Raw genomic sequence first — 15,102 nt, 5'->3', positions numbered from 1 at the left:
AGGCTGGGCGCTGCCCGATCAAGGCGCGACGGCGCTATGGATCGCGGGCGGGCTTGCGATCTTCACCATCCTCTTCGGCACCCGAAATCTCGACGCGAACGAGCGACACCACGGGGTCGTCACCGCCATCGCGCTGGAGGCAGTGGTGAAGCTGGTCGCGCTGGTCGCGGTGGGCGTCTTCGTCGTCTGGGGACTGGGCGGCGGGCCGATGGACATGCTCTCCCGGATCGACGCTTCGAAGATCGCGGAATGGGATCTCCATCCGGGACGCTTCGCGGGGCTGACCTTCGTCTCCGCGGCCGCGATCCTGACCTTGCCGCGCATGTTTCAGGTGCTGGTCGTGGAGAATGTCGACGAGCGGCACCTCGCGACCGCAAGCTGGGCTTTCCCGGCCTATCTGATGCTGATGAGCCTCTTCGTCGTGCCGATCGCGGTGATGGGGCTGGAGCGGATGCCCGAGGGTGCGAACCCCGATCTCTTCGTGCTCACGCTGCCGCTGTCCGAGGGGCAGGGGAAGCTGGCGCTGCTGGCCTTCCTCGGCGGGTTTTCCTCGGCGACGTCGATGGTGATCGTCGCCGCGATTGCGCTGGCGACGATGGTCTCGAACCATATCGTAACGCCGCTGTGGTTGGCTCTGCGCCGGGAGGGGCCGCGCGCCCAGGGCGATGTGCGCGGGCTGGTTCTGGCTTCGCGCCGGGTCTCGATCATCGCGGTGTTGGCGATGGGCTATGCCTATTACCGGATGTCGGGCGGCTCCGAGGCGCTGGCGGCGATCGGCCTGATCGCATTCGTGGGCGCGGCGCAGGTTCTGCCGGCGCTGATCGGCGGCATCTTCTGGCGCGGCGCGACCCATGTGGGGGCGGTGGCGGGGCTGGTGATCGGCTTCGCGCTTTGGGCCTATACGCTGTTCCTACCCTCGGTGGGCGATGCCGGGCTGATACCGCAGATCGTTTTGGATCACGGGCTGTTCGGGTTTGAATGGCTGCGCCCGCACGCGCTCTTCGGGATCGCGGGGCTCGACCCGCTGCTGCATGCGCTGTTCTGGTCGCTGCTGTTCAACACGCTGGCCTTTCTGGTCTTCTCGATGCTGTCCTTCCCCGGCCCGATGGAGCGGCTGCAGGGTGTGGCCTTCGTCAATATCTACGATCAAAGCCCCGCCGCGCGCTCTTGGGTGCAAGGCGGTGCCGAGGCCGAAGACCTGTTGTCGATGTCGCAGCGAATATTGGGAGCCGAGCCTGCACAGCACTTCTTTCAGGCGCAGGCGGCGGGGCAGGGCAAGGCCGGATTTCTGCCCGACACCACGCCCGATTTCCTCGCGCGGTTGGAGCGGAAACTGGCGGGCTCGGTCGGGGCCTCGACGGCGCATGCGATGATCGCGCAGCTCACCGGGGGCACCTCGGTGTCGATGCAGGATCTGATCGCCGTGGCGGGCGAGACGGCGGAGGCCAAGGAATACACCGCGCGGCTCGAGGCGAAATCCGAGGAGCTCGCGCGGGTGGCGCGGGCGCTGCGCGAGGCCAATGACAAGCTGCAGGATCTATCGGTGCAGAAGGACAGCTTCCTCAGCCAGATCAGCCACGAGCTGCGCACGCCTATGACCTCGATCCGCGCCTTCTCGGAAATCCTGATGGAGCCCGATCTGCCGGATTCGATGCGCGCGCAATATGCCGAGATCATCCACGAGGAAGCGCGTCGCCTGACGCGTCTGCTCGACGATCTGCTCGATCTCTCCGTGCTGGAGAACCGCCGCGCACAGCTCAATGTCTCGGTCGCCAATCTGCACGACCTTATCAACCGCGCGGTGCAATCGGCGTCCTCGACCCAGCCCGAGCGCGCCTTCCGCATCGAGCGCGATTTCCCGACCGAGCATATGCCGATCTTCACCGATGCCGATCGGCTGGTGCAGGTGATGATCAACCTGATCTCGAACGCGCGGAAGTATTGCGATGCCGAGAAGGCGGTGCTGCGGATCGAGGTGAAGCGTCGGGGCAAGCGCGTGCAGATCGACTTCATCGACAACGGCGCGGGCATTCCGAAGAAGAGCCAGAAGCTGATCTTCGAGAAATTCGCCCGCCTGACCGATCAAAGCCGCGCCGGCAGCGCGGGCCTCGGCCTCGCGATCTGCCGCGAGATCATGACCAATCTGGGCGGCACGATCGACTACGTGCCGGGGCAGGGCGGGGCCGCGTTCCGTATCAGTCTGCCGCTGAGGCGCAGCGATCAGCGCGCGCCCTCCGATCAGCCGCCCGAGAGCGCAGCCCTTTCGCGCTAAGCCGCGAAACGCGGGGAATTTTCAACGCTTTGTAAACCTCGATCTGCCAAAGCTGGGCGATGAGACCCCGAAGGCGGGTGGATGGAGGCCATGGTTCACGAGCGCGAGACATCGGTGCTGCGGCGCAAGACCGAGGCGGCGAAGGCGGGTGCGGGCACGGCCCCGATCACGCCTGCGCGCGCGATCACGCTCGCGCTGTCCAAGGTCGCGCAGGACATGCTCGAGCTGCCGCTGCAGGTCGCTTCGATCGAGGAGGCGACGCGGTCACTCGCCGATCTGCCCGAGATGCTCGAAGATCTGTCGCTGCTCGCGGTTATCGAAGGGCCGGGGGAGGCGCTTGGCGTGCTCGCATTGCCGCCCGCCACCTTGGCCACGCTGATCGAGATGCAGACGATGGGACGGTTCGGCAAGACCATGCCTGCCCCCCGCAAACCCACCCGGATCGATGCCGCCATCGCCGCCGATTTCGTCGATGCGGTGCTGGCCGAGATCGAGGAGGGCTTGATCAGCGACCCGGCGATTTCCTGGGCTGGGGGCTTCCGCTTCGCCTCGCATCTCGACGATCCCCGGCCGCTTGGCCTGCTGCTGGAAGATGTCAGCTACCGGGTCTGGACGGGGCAGCTTGGCTTCGGCACCGGGGGCGAACGCAGCGGCGGCTTCCTCTGGGCGGTTCCGCGCGAAGGGCGGGGCGGGGCGATGCGCTGCGCGGCCCCGGCGGCGGGCGAAAATCCGGAGGGCGGTGCGGGGCCCAAGGCGGAAAGCTTCACGCTCGAAGATCCCGCGCGCGACTGGTCCGACACGTTCGAACGCTCCATTCTGGCGGCCTCCGCGCAGCTCGAAGCGGTCCTGCACCGCGTCACGCTGCCACTGTCTACCGTGCTGACACTGCGCCCCGGCACAGAGATCCCGATCCCGGAGGACGCGTTGGAGAAGATCACGCTCGAGGCGCAGGTACGGCGCAAGCTCTCGCTCGCCCGTCTCGGCCAAAGCCACGGGCTACGTGCGCTGCGCCTGCGCGATGAAGACGAGTCGGCGAATGGCGTTGGCCGTGGGGCGGACGCTTTCGATGCCGGGGCGTCGCCCTATGCGCAGGCCCCGACGCTCGACGAGCTGCCGGGCCTGTCCAGCCTCGGCGACCCGCTCGATCCGGCCTATGAACCGGAGGGTGGCGTCTATGCCGCCCACGCGCCCGAGCCGCGCGGGTTGGACGGGCTTGAACCCGACATGGATTTTGGCGAGCCACTCGATCTTGATGCGCTCTCCTCGACGGAAGACGACGACGCGCTACCGCCGCTCAAGATCCAGTCGGGCATATGAACGCGCCCCCGCCCTAGGGGACGCGAATGCGGTCTGCGGCGGTGACTTACGCGCCGCGCGTTGCCGAAGTCGCGGACGCCTCTTTGGTCCCGTTCTCGCAGGGCGGCACTTCCAGCGTGCTGCGATCCAAAAGGCTCAGCCACGCTTTCGCCCGCGGTGCGAGCGCCATCCCGACCCCCATGGCGATCAGGAACAGCCAGCCTTCCCAGCCATTGAAGGACAGCGAGCCCATCGCGGGGCCGGGGCACAGCCCCGCAAGGCCCCAACCCGCGCCGAACAGAAGCGAGCCGAGCACGAGATTGCGGTCCACGAGCCTCGGAAATGGCCCCGGCATCGGCGAGCCCAGCATCGAGGTTTCGCGGCGCTTCGCGAAGATCCAGACGAAGAACATCACACTCACCGCGCCGCCCATCACGAAGGCCAGCGTCGGATCCCAATCGCCGAACACGTCGAGCCAGCCCTGCACCTTTTTCGTGTCGACCATGCCCGCCACGAGAAGCCCCGCGCCGAACAGCCCTCCCGAGAGGAATGCGAAGAAATTGCGCATCAGATCACTCCCAGAAAATGCCGGAAGATCACGAGGACCAGCGCACCGCCGAGCAGGTAGAAGGCGGTGGCGACGATCCCGCGCAGCGAAAATCGCGAGATGCCGCAGACGCCGTGGCCCGAGGTGCAGCCATTCGCGATCCGCGTGCCCAGGCCCACCATCAGGCCTGCGGCTACGATCACCCAGACGGAACTGGTCATATGGGTGTCGACTGTTGTGTAAAGCGGCACGAGAAGCGGTGGCACCGCGATCAGCCCGCCGAGGAAGGCCACGCGCTCGGACACAGTCTCGCGGCCCGAGCCGTCGACCAAGCCGCCGATAATGCCGCTTGCGCCCATGATCCGGCCGTTGACCAGCAGAAACAGGCCAGCGCCCGCGCCAATCATCAGGCCTCCGACGAGGCCCCAAATCCAATCTTGATGCATGAGCTCTCCCTGTGCTCAATTGCGGATCGAACGGGCTCTCCCGGACCCGTCAGAGTTGTAATGCTAGACCTCACGCCCGTGACGGTGCAAGCAATTTGATATCTGCATATGTGCGTGAGTGTGACCGGTTGATTTGCGTCAAGGCGGATAAATGCTTGCCTGTTTAGGTGGTTGTATCGATCAAGGAGGACAGGATGAAGTCGATTGAAACGCGCAAGAGCGAACTCGAAACCCGCCGGGCGCAACTCTCGGAACGGATGGCGCAGGTCGAATCCGAGCTTGAGAGCCACGAAGAAAAGGATTGGGACGACGCCGCGATCGAGCATGAGAGCGACGAGGTTCTCGAAGACCTCGGCCAGTCGGCGCAGTCCGAGATCCGCGCGATCGACGCCGCCTTGGCCCGGATCGAGGCGGGCGAATACGGCTCTTGCGTCACCTGCGGCGAGCGCATCGACGAGGCGCGGCTAGATCTGCTGCCCGCAACGCCGTTTTGCCGGGCGCACGCACCGGGCGCGAAGGCGACCCGCCAGTAACCTCAGGCCTATCGTTTCGAACGCGCTGGGGCAGTCAATTGCCCCTGCGCGCCTCCCCCGGGGATGCGCGATTTCCCTTTTGTTTTGAACCTGCTTCGCTTTAAACTTCGCGCGGCGGTGGATCGCACGGAATGCCCCGCCACAAGTGGGGGACGATGGCGAACCGGGTGAAATTTCACACACAGGACGGGCTGGCTTGGCTGACGCTCGCAGCGCTTGACGATCAGGGCGCGCGGGCCGGTATCACGGCCCAGATGCGCCGCGCAATCGGGGGCGTGCTCGACCGGGTCGAAGGCGACGCGAGCCTGCGCGGTCTGGTCCTGCAGGGCGGGGCTTCGGGCTGGCCCTGCGCGCCCGATCCGCTGGAAGATTTCGACGTGATCACGCCGCGCCCGGCGAAGGGCGAAGAGGTGCCGAGCCTGTCGGAGCTTTGCCGACGACTCGGGGCGCTCGACCTGCCGGTGCTTGCGCGGCTCTCCGGGCGGATCGCGGGCGGCTCGATGGCGCTGGCGCAGGCCGCCGATCTGCGCATTGCCGATCCTGATACCTGTTTTGCGGCACCGGAATTCGCGCTTGGCGGCTTCGTCGGTGCAGGCGGCCTCGTGCGGCTCGCGCGGCGGATCGGCGGTGCGCGGGCGCTTGCGATCGTGGCCGCCGGTGAGGAGGTCGAGGCCGAGCCCGCCCGGGCGCAGGGCCAATGCGATCTTGTGCTGGGCGCGACCGATCGCAGCCAGATTGCCGCCGCACTCGATATGCTGATCGCCGAGGGCGTGCCGCGCACCGATACCGCGCTCGATGATCCCGCAACCTATCTCAACGATCTCGCGCCGTTGCGCGCACAGTTGGGAAAAGGCGCGCTTGCGCCGGTGGGCGCACGCCTGTTCGAAGTGGTCGAAGGCGCGCTGTTGCTGCCGCTCGACGAGGCGCTCGATGTCGAGGCGGTGGCCTTGCAGGAACTGCTCGAGGCGCCGCTGTCGCAGGCGTTGCGCCACGCCGCACGGGCCACGCGCCGCGCCGCCCATCTGCCCGGCGAGGGCACGCCTACCGCGCCCGCGCCGCTACGGATTGGCCTTTGGGATCAGCCCGCCGCGATGGCTGGAGGGCTGCTGGCCGCCGGGCACGAGGTCGTCTTCGGCGCTAGCGATCCCGCCGCGATCGAGACGGCCTTTGCCGATATCGCGCGCAAGCAGGAGATCGCGGTGCAGTCCGGCGCTCTGTCCCCCGACATTCGCGAGGCCGATTGGGCGCGGCTTGGCGCGGCGATGACCCGCGAAGGGCTGTCGGGCTCGGATGCGCTGATCGCCTCGGGCAAAGGGAATTTCCCGCCCGCGCCTCTGAGTGCGCGCAACGCCGCGGATATGGCTGACGGCGCGGAGGGCTTCGGGCTGCGCTGCACCGGCGATCTGTGTGAACTCGTGCCGCCCGAGGGCGCGCTGCCCGCCGATCTCTACGCGATGGCGGGGCTGCTGCGGCAGGGCGGGGCGCAGGTTCTGCGCGGCGGTCCCGGCGCGGGCGGCATCGCCGATCATCTGCGCGTCGCCTATATCGCCGCGGCTGAGCGCGCGGTGCTGGCCGGGGCCACAGTCGCGCAGGTCGATGCGGCGGTCCGCGAGGCAGGCGGCACACGCCCGCCGCTGGAGTTGGGCGACCGGCTGGGCGTCGACGCCGTGCTGGAGGATTTCGTGCGGCTGCATCGTCCGTTCGGCCCGCTTCTCAGCTTGCTCGCGCTCGATGCCGCGGCGAGCGGCGCGCGGCAACAGGGCTTTTACGATTGGTCAGAGGGAACGCCGCGCCCGGTCCCCGATCAGGCCGAGGCGCTGGCGGCTTTGCGCGATGAGGCCGGGATCGTGCCGCGGCGTCTGTCGAATGCACGCATCCGCGCCCGGATTCTGGCCGAGCTTGCCAATTGCGGCGCGGGGCTCTTGCAGCACGCGCAGGCGCATCGGGCGGGCGATATCGACGTCGCGGCGCGCCATGTGCTGGGCTTCGCGCCGCAGATGGGTGGCGTGATGTTCGCTGCCGACCGCGCGGGCCTTCTTGGGACGCGCAAGCTGCTGCGCGAATTGGCCGAAGAGGGCGCGCCCGAGCCGGTCACGCTCTGGGATGTGCTGATCCGCAACGGCAAATGCTTTGCCGATCTCGACGACGCCTAAGGGGACGTGCTTGAAGGGGCAGGGCCGCCTCAGCCGAGGAAGATGCCCAGCACCACCATCATCAGCCCGATCACCGACACGAACAGCGCGCCCATATTGATCGCGATGATCTTTTGCAGCCGTGCGCGCAGTTCTTCGTCGGGCAGGCCGGCACGTTTGGCGCTGGCCACTTTGACGATGCAATAGAGGATGCCGAACAGCCCGATCACCGAGACGACGGCCCCTGCCCAGATCAGATTTTCCATTGCGGCCTCCGAAAGTTGCGCGCGCCTGCCTAGCCCGTCGCGGGGGGTAAGGCAAGAAAAACGCGGGCACCCGCGATCTTGCGGGAAGAAGCGGGAGGGGCGGGCGTCCTCCCATAACCCGCCGATCCGCGCGCGCCGCCTCTTGATGCGCGCAGACGCTCGGGCTAGTCAGAGCGCCGACCCCCGTTCGCAAGCAGGAGAGGCCCATGCCCAACGATGCCGCCTACAATGTCACCGCCGATGAGCTGCGCCAGTTTGTCGAGCAGTTCGAGAGCCTCGAAGCCGAGAAGAAAGACATCGCCGAGCAGCAGAAGGACATCATGTCCGAGGCCAAGGCCCGCGGCTATGACACCAAGGTGTTGAAGAAGATCGTCGCCCTGCGCAAACGCGACAAGGATGACGTGGCCGAGGAAGAGGCGATTCTCGACCTCTACAAATCCGCATTGAATATGATCTAAAGTTCTTGGTTGGGCTTTGTTTTCTTGGCCCGACCGAATCTCTTTGAGTTTTATCGCGTCACATGAAAAAGTGTTCATGCGGCCCAAAAATGAATGACTTCTTAGTGGTTTAGGTGATATCCTGTGTCGCGTGCTGTAAGCGCGGGAGCGGAGCGGATGAACAACCACTACATAGTTTTGGGTGATGGGGTGTCGTCTCCGCTCTCAAAGGGGCATCCGTCAATCTGGGTTGGCGACACGTTGCATGAGGCCGCTTGCCTTTGGCTCAACGAAGAAGTTGTGCCAGATTCTAGGTCGAAGGGCACTTGGGATACCGCGGCCCGAAGTGTAGTGACTTGGCTCGATTACTGCGCCGCAGCGTCCGTCGATTGGAAGTATGCGCTGAGGCAGGATCTCATCGCGTATCGTGACGCATATCTCTGTGGAATATCACCTCAGACGGGGCGTCCATACAAGTCCGGCACTGTGAGAACCCGGATGACGTTCATTCTGTCATTCTTGGAATATGCATCGCGATCAGGTTTGTATTCAGGTGATTTAGTTGGCGCGTCTTCCGCTAGGGGGGAATTACCGCCTTCTCAGTTGGATGAGAACATGCTCGTTCATGTTCGACGAGGTGCTTCAGTTCGGAATGTTTCCTTTTCGCATAAGTTGGTCCCGAAGCAGTCTCAAGACGATACGGTCCGCGTGATACGCAAGGATGAGCTGCGACATCTAATCCGTTGGGCGGGACCGCGGCCTTCCGAGCGTTCAGAGAAGAATGCGGCGGGAAGTGCCAGAGATTTTGTTTTGTTGGCCCTTGGGTGGGCTGTCGGTCTCCGGGCCAATGAGATGCTTGGTCTAGAGACCTATCCGTTCGAGAGCATCGTCGTTGATCCGGAGTATCTCGGCGAGCACCACAAGATTTCGGTTTATGGAAAAGGGGGAAAGACCCGGCGGGTAGACGTTCCCGCCTGGTTGGTAGAGGACATCCAAGCCTATATCAGTGGAGAGCGAAGGCGCGCTCTTGCTCGTCGCGGGAGGCGGGCGCAAGAAGGCACGCTTCTAATAAATGGTGAGATGGCTAAGAGCTTCGTAGGAAAACCCATAAGCAAGCCTGGTATTGATCTTGTTATAAAGCGAGCCTGCGATGCCTGTGGTCTGACGGAAAAGTCCGAGAGAACCAACCCTGAAACGAATCAAATCGCGCTGGTTTCGCGACCAAAATACAGCCTTCACTGCCTGCGCCATACATATGCAGTTATGACTTATCATAGTATGGCAGCGGCTGGCTTTGATGACGTGGAGCGCTGGAAATACATCCAACTTCAACTTGGGCACGCTTCTGCTAAAACCACGATGGATTATTACCTTCGGCATGTATCAGTTTGGTCTTCCAAGCGCACTGCGTCGGCGTTGCGGGAGTTACTTGGGTGAGAGGTCGTAAGAGAGCTTCTCCTGCCGCTTCTGTCTTTCGTCAGGCTCAAGAGCGGTTTGCAGCGAACGGCGTCACGGACAACGATTCCCCTGTGGCTTGGCCACATCTCGGTAGTAGTTGGATTGACGAAAGTCCGGATCCGCAGTCTGGAAAGCCTCGGCTGCGCGTGGTGCTGACAAAGGGGAAAGGCAGGAAATATTTTGATTTTTCAATACTTCTGCATGTGCCGGCGTGGACTTCTTTCTTAATTGCAGGCTTTCAAATTCGATCTGAAACAATCTCCTTTACGAGTTCCTATACCGAATTTGGTATCCTCTGTCGTTTAAGCTCCTTCCTGCGGGAAGTAGATCAGAGGCCCGATCAGGTCGATGAAGCCTTTTGGGGGGCGTTGGTTGCGTGGCTGAATTCTCCAAGAGTGAAGGGAGAGCCCCTAGCACCGAAGACGCGCCAACAATATCTTGGGGTTTTTCAGCTAACGGTTAGTGCTCTGCTCGAAAACCCAGAATATCGTTCCCTTTCAGAACACATTCTCTATCGCTCGGGTTTTCCAGTGAGACCTTGGCCAGCATCAAGTCGAAAGACGATCCCCTCACCGGTTCTCAGGCCTGAACAACGATTGCAGATAGTTCAAGCTTGCCTCGTCTCGATTGAAGAAATTCGGCAGCGCTATGAAGAAGATGAAGCTTTGATCCGCTACGGGGAGGCTCGTCTGGCTATGGCGGCGAAGGGCTCCCATGCGCCTCTATTCGAAGATATCGGTGTATGCGCCGCAGCTTTAGACGATCTCACAGATGATCGCGTCCTTTCAGTAGCCGAATTACGAAATTTAGACTCATCCCTGATGTCTGCGATTGGAAAGAAGCACGGTGGCATCGGTGAAATTCGAAAGATGTTATATGCAACGAACGGTGACCTCGTGCCGTTCGTGATACTTCTTGCTGTCGTTACAGCATTTAATCCTTCAACCGTTCTTGGCTTGGTTTGGTCGAATATTCGTGACGCCCATGACGAGAAGAGGATCAGTATTACCGGGAGAAAGCCGCGAGCAGGAACTGCTCAAACCAGCACCCACGAGGCTGACCTGCCATCGATTGACATTCCAGCCGAGCAGGGAGTCATGGGTGGCCTGTCAGATATTCTTCAACTCCTGAGGTCTATTACCGAAAGAACGCGGCGTCTGGCGGCCCCTTCGGAAAGAGATTTTTTGTTTGTTGCAGTCCAACTTCACGCCCAAGTGAAAGTTAGCACTTTCTTTTCGCACCAAGGATTGGAGGCAAGAATTACCCCGAAGGCATTCAACGACTTTCGTGAGCGTTTCCGGCTTCCAAACTTCAGCTTGAGAATGCTTCGAGCCACTGAAGCTGAAGTGGAATACCAGAGAACCGGGGATATACTCGCGGTAAAGGACCGGATGGGGCACAAGAGTGCAAGGATAACACGAACACATTACACGTCGGGTTGGGTGCGCAGTCATGGTCAGGATCGAATTGGCGCAACGCAAGAATTGGTGGTGCGTTGGGCTTCAACGGGAGGCAAAAGTGACCCTCGCGGGCTGAAGGATCCCCGCGATGCGCCGGGAGCAACTCGCGGGTTCGGTTGCCTAGATCCCTATGACAGCCCACGCACCGGCCAGAGGAGTGGACGGCTTTGCTCAGCTTATGGTGAGTGTCCCTCTTGCCCGTTGATGCTTGCCCGTCCACGCGACCCACAGTCTGCCGCCCACTACCTTGCTCTTCGCAATGCGATCGTGGAAGGAAAGCGCGGTGTTGCCACTGGCGTTGCGTGGGTGGAGCGTTGGGCACCCGTTCTTCATGATCTCGAGAGCCTGATCAGAGAAATTCCAGAGAACGTAATGGAGCGCGCCACCCTTTTTCGCGTTTCGCTACCTCCGGTTGCGTAGCTTTAAGGAGCTGTCCTTGGCCTATGATCAGCGTAAAAGCAAACCCCGAGTGACCGCTGAAATCATTGAGGTTGGCGCAGCCCGCCCTCTTCACTTGCTGCCCCGCCAAGAACTCGCACGCCAAGCGGTTTCATCCCGAAGCTGCTGGGATGATACTACATGGTCGCTGGATCATTCAGCGTCAGGCGCGGATAATAGTCGAAGTAAGTTTCGTTGGGATATTGATCTCCCCAATGGCCAGAAGCTAACGAACCCAGTGTTTGCCGATATGCTCGACTGGCTTCGACGACTTGTCTGGTCGCTCGTTGCGGCTCCCGCCGGCGAGGGCGGCGCTCTGTCAACGGCCAGCATGAGTAGCCTTTCTCCGGGATTTCGATATTTCGTCCGATGGCTTTGCGTCAACCATATCACGTGGCCAAAAGAGTTGGATACACTGGCAGCCAGTGCTTACCTGAAGGAGCTTGAGCATCAAGCAGAGGATGAGGTGGAGCACGGACGCAGAACTGATCCGACGCAGGCAGAAATCTACAATAAGCTCCGACCGCTTTCGTTCTTGTGGCAGCAGCGCGCAGTCTTAGAGCGCGCAGGCATTGAGCCTATGCCCGGCCCCCCGTTTGGCCGCCGAACTGCCCATGATGTCACGAAAAAGATCGCAAAGATCGCATTCGGTGCGTATCGTCCTTTGCCGGACGAAGTTGCGATACCAATTATGAATACGAGCCTGCGTATGCTACAGGAGCCGGCAGAAGACGTGATAGCGCTGGCGCATGGATGTCTGACAGCTTTAAGCAGCAGCCGGACCGACAGAATCGCGCTTCGTGCGCAGAAAACATTCATTCAGTCGTTTGAATTCCAAGAAGTTAATGGGAGACCTTGGCACTGGCCGCTTGATCCAGACATGTGGAATAAGGAGCATGTCCGCAAGGTCAGGAAGGGGCTCGAAGCCATTGTCGACCGCGCGCGTAACAACAATCGACGGCCGGGTGATGCTTCCAGGAAAGGCGGGCTTCCATTCATCACAAAAATCCGCCCTTACATCGATAGTAAAAGGTTGCTGCTAGAAGCGGGAGCGGACGCCAGCGAAGCGGGAGCGTTATTCTTTAACGACGAATGGCGTTCTGTAGTGGAAGAGCAGGCTAAGCGGGAAGGTCTCTTCCTTCAGTCGAGCAAAGCTTCGCATCGTGTTCGCCAACTGGTGGTCGCAATTCAATCCGCAGCACATGTCGTTATTCAGGCCACCACGGGCATGCGCGTTGGCGAAATCGCGGCGCTGGAGGCTGGTTGCGATGAGACTACCGGACTTCCTTCCTCGGTCAAAGTCCGAGACAGCACTTCAGGGCTTGGCGAGGTTTTTATCCTCCGTAGCAAATTATCAAAGACAGAGGAGACACCGAGATCGGTTGAATGGACGCTAGGCTACCGACTGAAAGGATCCAGCGAGTTGCCTCCTGCTGTGGTCGCCATGCAGGTAGTCGATCGATTGATGGCTCCGTGGCGTGTCATGCTTGGAACGGAGTCTCTGTTTCTCCACTTCACTAACACACTGGCGCTTCCAAAGAGTGCCAGTGGGATCTCTTCAGCGATGTCATATAGGCTCCGCGACACTGTTCGCGATTTCATTGAAGAGTGGGTTGATCTAACTGGCCTTCCGGACGATGCGGCACGCCCGACTCTTGATCGTGAACTGGTTCCATATCGAGAGAGTCATGGCCGTAATTTCAAGACACACCAGCTGCGCAAATTGTTTGCAAACTTTGCCTACCGGGTTGATGGAAGAATGTTGCCGATACTTCAAATGCACTTTCACCACGTTTCGATCGCGATGACGGACGGGGGCTATATAATGTCTGATCCGGCACTGCTGCGCGAACGTGACGACGTGCGGCATCAGCATTCGGCTCTTCTGGCTCTCGACACAGCGCGGGGCTTGGCTCCTCTCGCGGGCCAATTTGGAGATGAGCTCGAGCAAATGATCAAGGGCGAGTTGGGGCGCAAAATTGAATTTGTAGACTCTGAGACAGCCTACGATGAAGCCTTCAACTACGTCGATGAAGCTGGTCTAGATCGACTATTTTACGAACCCTACGGCATCTGTGGAGCTCGTAGTGCGTCAAAAATGGCCTGTCACAAAGCTGGTGGCACCGAGGGCCACGCGCGTTGGGCGCACCGTCTCGCACCTAACTATGACACCCGTGAGCCTTCTCTTTGTGCAGGGTGTCCTAGTTTCGTTATCGCGAAGTGGCACCGGCCCTACTGGGAGGATCGGTATATTGCTCATGCGGTGCCGCTAGCGCTTGCCCAGGTGCAAGGTGACGAATCTGAAGAAGCTGATCCATTTGCCGCAGTGACGAGCTTTCGAATGCGCCAAGCCTTGGCCTTGGCTCGAAAGCTGGGGGCGGACCCGTCAGCCCTCGAAAGGCGGGTGGATGCTCGCGTGAAGGAATTGTTGGATGCCTAGACACCGCAGCCGAGCCGCAGACCTCATCGAACAGGATTTCCTTGCTGCGATCGAGCGCCTCAAGGTTGGCCAGCCGCGGCATCCGAAGCATAAGGAGTGGCTAAAGAAGAGAGGAAGCGTGCCAATTAATATCTCATCAGTAGCACGCGAGGCTGGGCGTGCGCGCGGTTTAATCGCGACTGAGGCCACGAAGTATCAGAAAGTGCGAAACCTTGTTCTACTTGAAGCGGGTGAAATGGGCGTCGAGCCTGGCAATCGCCAGGATGTTGTTGCGGATTTGCGTGCTCAGGTCGCTGAGCTGCGTGCCGAGTTGAGGTCCGCGCGTGAACATGCAGCTTATCACTTCAAGCTGCGGTCAGAAGCTGAAAAGCGGCTTCAGGAACTTCTCAGACGCTATGAGCGCTTAAAAAAGAAGTTGAAAAGCTCAAGACAGAGCGGGTCTGTGGTTCGATTGTTCCCTGAGAATGAGTGATTAGTGTGCTCAGAATTTTTTCACATCTTCGCCGCCTTCTCATGCAACCTGCTCGCGTGTAGAGTGCCCGAAATTTCGATTTATAGATGAAGGTTGAAATTCTATGTTGATACTTCATATTTCTGATATCCACTTTAAGTCGCCGCAATGCCTAGATCCGGCTCAAGACCCAGATTTAGCCATTCGAACGCGCATGATGCGCGACTTGGCGCAACAGGTTGGATTTTGACCTGCCACGGGATTTTTCCTCCACCATCGATTAGAGTCCGACCCAACTTGAGGACGGACAATGAAGCGAACGAGATTCACGGACGAGCAGATCATCGGCATCCTGGCCGAACACGAGGCAGGCGCGAAGTGCGCGGACTTGTGCCGCAAGCAATCAGATCTCACCCGAACAGGAGATCGGTAGCGTCACCGCAGACGGCGCCTATGACACGCGCAAGTGCCATGATGCCATTGCGGATCGAGGCGCCGCCGCCGTCATCCCACCCCGCAAGAACGCAAAACCATGGAAGCCGAACACTGCCGGAGCGGTCGCTCGAAACGAAGCCTTGCGGGCGTCGAAATATCTCTGTCGGGCGCTTTGGCGAAACTGGAGCGGCTATCACCGCCGAAGCCGCGTCGAAACGAAGATGCACTGTATGAAACTGCTGGGGCAGCGCCTCATGGCGCGGGTCTTCGACCGTCAGGTCGCTGAACTCCAAATCCGCATAGCCGTCCTGAATGGCTACACCGCGCTCGGCATACCTGTCACTGAGGTCGTGGGATAAGTCTGTCCGGGGATAGGGGAACCTCGCCTAACAGCCGAATTGCGCAACAGAGTCCCGATCTGACGCCGAAGTTGCGCGAGTTGCTGCGTAAGGAAATGCTGTCGATCGGTAAGCGGCGGCTGCATCCCACCT

At 61.0% G+C, this 15,102-nt stretch carries 12 protein-coding genes and 2 pseudogenes; 11 read left to right on the top strand and 3 right to left on the bottom strand.

The genetic code is table 11. The features are described 5' to 3' along the window. Both B3D39_RS14780 and B3D39_RS14775 read left to right on the top strand, forming a co-directional pair. A partial coding sequence (locus B3D39_RS14780) for an ATP-binding protein (protein WP_286789839.1) occupies positions 1 to 2,272 on the top strand: 2,272 nt, incomplete at its 5' end. An 81-nt stretch (positions 2,273 to 2,353) separates the two neighbouring features. Then, positions 2,354 to 3,589, top strand: a complete 1,236-nt coding sequence (locus tag B3D39_RS14775; protein WP_274963335.1) for a FliM/FliN family flagellar motor switch protein — start codon at positions 2,354 to 2,356, stop codon at positions 3,587 to 3,589. A gap of 46 nt (positions 3,590 to 3,635) precedes the next feature. Here the strand turns inward: B3D39_RS14775 and B3D39_RS14770 are convergent, their stop codons facing one another. Further along, positions 3,636 to 4,136, bottom strand: coding sequence for a DUF6691 family protein (locus B3D39_RS14770; RefSeq protein ID WP_078519515.1), 501 nt, complete (start codon positions 4,134 to 4,136; stop codon positions 3,636 to 3,638). Next, the gene (locus tag B3D39_RS14765; RefSeq protein WP_078519514.1) at positions 4,136 to 4,561 is read right to left on the bottom strand and encodes a YeeE/YedE family protein; all 426 of its coding nucleotides are present in this window, start codon (positions 4,559 to 4,561) and stop codon (positions 4,136 to 4,138) included. The genes B3D39_RS14770 and B3D39_RS14765 overlap by 1 nt, the downstream gene beginning before the upstream one ends. A 194-nt stretch (positions 4,562 to 4,755) precedes the next feature. On the opposite strand from B3D39_RS14765, the gene B3D39_RS14760 reads away from it, so the two are divergent. Next, positions 4,756 to 5,094, top strand: coding sequence for a TraR/DksA family transcriptional regulator (locus B3D39_RS14760; RefSeq protein WP_274963336.1), 339 nt, complete (start codon positions 4,756 to 4,758; stop codon positions 5,092 to 5,094). A gap of 131 nt (positions 5,095 to 5,225) precedes the next feature. Then, the gene (locus tag B3D39_RS14755; protein WP_274963337.1) at positions 5,226 to 7,247 is read left to right on the top strand and encodes an enoyl-CoA hydratase-related protein; all 2,022 of its coding nucleotides are present in this window, start codon (positions 5,226 to 5,228) and stop codon (positions 7,245 to 7,247) included. A gap of 29 nt (positions 7,248 to 7,276) precedes the next feature. Here B3D39_RS14755 and B3D39_RS14750 read toward each other — a convergent pair whose 3' ends face one another. Further along, positions 7,277 to 7,492: a hypothetical protein gene (locus tag B3D39_RS14750; protein ID WP_075774390.1), complete on the bottom strand. Its 216-nt coding sequence runs from the start codon at positions 7,490 to 7,492 to the stop codon at positions 7,277 to 7,279. A gap of 206 nt (positions 7,493 to 7,698) precedes the next feature. Between B3D39_RS14750 and B3D39_RS14745 the strand changes: the two genes are divergently transcribed. From B3D39_RS14745 to B3D39_RS14715, 7 genes and pseudogenes are all read left to right on the top strand, one after another. Continuing rightward, on the top strand, positions 7,699 to 7,950 hold the full coding sequence (locus B3D39_RS14745) for a DUF2312 domain-containing protein (protein ID WP_274963338.1): 252 nt from the start codon (positions 7,699 to 7,701) through the stop codon (positions 7,948 to 7,950). A 477-nt stretch (positions 7,951 to 8,427) separates the two neighbouring features. Then, positions 8,428 to 9,366, top strand: coding sequence for a tyrosine-type recombinase/integrase (locus B3D39_RS14740; protein WP_166504553.1), 939 nt, complete (start codon positions 8,428 to 8,430; stop codon positions 9,364 to 9,366). Beyond that, positions 9,363 to 11,267: a hypothetical protein gene (locus B3D39_RS14735; protein WP_141104884.1), complete on the top strand. Its 1,905-nt coding sequence runs from the start codon at positions 9,363 to 9,365 to the stop codon at positions 11,265 to 11,267. Before B3D39_RS14740 ends, B3D39_RS14735 begins: the two co-directional genes overlap by 4 nt. Before the next feature lie 16 nt (positions 11,268 to 11,283). Further along, a complete protein-coding gene (locus B3D39_RS14730) occupies positions 11,284 to 13,725 on the top strand; it encodes a hypothetical protein (RefSeq protein WP_141104883.1) in 2,442 nt (813 codons plus the stop codon). Further along, positions 13,718 to 14,197: a hypothetical protein gene (locus tag B3D39_RS14725; protein WP_088726923.1), complete on the top strand. Its 480-nt coding sequence runs from the start codon at positions 13,718 to 13,720 to the stop codon at positions 14,195 to 14,197. Before B3D39_RS14730 ends, B3D39_RS14725 begins: the two co-directional genes overlap by 8 nt. 289 nt (positions 14,198 to 14,486) lie before the next feature. Then, positions 14,487 to 14,576 (top strand): annotated as a pseudogene (locus tag B3D39_RS14720) (transposase); the annotation flags it as partial. Between the two features lies 1 nt (position 14,577). Continuing rightward, positions 14,578 to 14,970, top strand: a pseudogene (locus B3D39_RS14715) (IS5 family transposase); the annotation flags it as partial. Positions 14,971 to 15,102: the final 132 nt, after the last annotated feature.

The organism is Thioclava sp. UBA3469, assembly GCF_002378135.1.
GTDB lineage: Bacteria > Pseudomonadota > Alphaproteobacteria > Rhodobacterales > Rhodobacteraceae > Thioclava > Thioclava sediminum.
Note: the sequence above shows the minus strand (reverse complement) of the source record. Positions and strands in the feature narration are given on the sequence as shown.

Coding starts and splice junctions, on each gene's coding strand:
- B3D39_RS14775 (WP_274963335.1), top strand. CDS start 2,354: ATGGAGGCCATGGTTCACGAGCGCGAGACATCGGTGCTGCGGCGCAAG.
- B3D39_RS14770 (WP_078519515.1), bottom strand. CDS start 4,136: ATGCGCAATTTCTTCGCATTCCTCTCGGGAGGGCTGTTCGGCGCGGGG.
- B3D39_RS14765 (WP_078519514.1), bottom strand. CDS start 4,561: ATGCATCAAGATTGGATTTGGGGCCTCGTCGGAGGCCTGATGATTGGC.
- B3D39_RS14760 (WP_274963336.1), top strand. CDS start 4,756: ATGAAGTCGATTGAAACGCGCAAGAGCGAACTCGAAACCCGCCGGGCG.
- B3D39_RS14755 (WP_274963337.1), top strand. CDS start 5,226: ATGCCCCGCCACAAGTGGGGGACGATGGCGAACCGGGTGAAATTTCAC.
- B3D39_RS14750 (WP_075774390.1), bottom strand. CDS start 7,492: ATGGAAAATCTGATCTGGGCAGGGGCCGTCGTCTCGGTGATCGGGCTG.
- B3D39_RS14745 (WP_274963338.1), top strand. CDS start 7,699: ATGCCCAACGATGCCGCCTACAATGTCACCGCCGATGAGCTGCGCCAG.
- B3D39_RS14740 (WP_166504553.1), top strand. CDS start 8,428: ATGACGTTCATTCTGTCATTCTTGGAATATGCATCGCGATCAGGTTTG.
- B3D39_RS14725 (WP_088726923.1), top strand. CDS start 13,718: ATGCCTAGACACCGCAGCCGAGCCGCAGACCTCATCGAACAGGATTTC.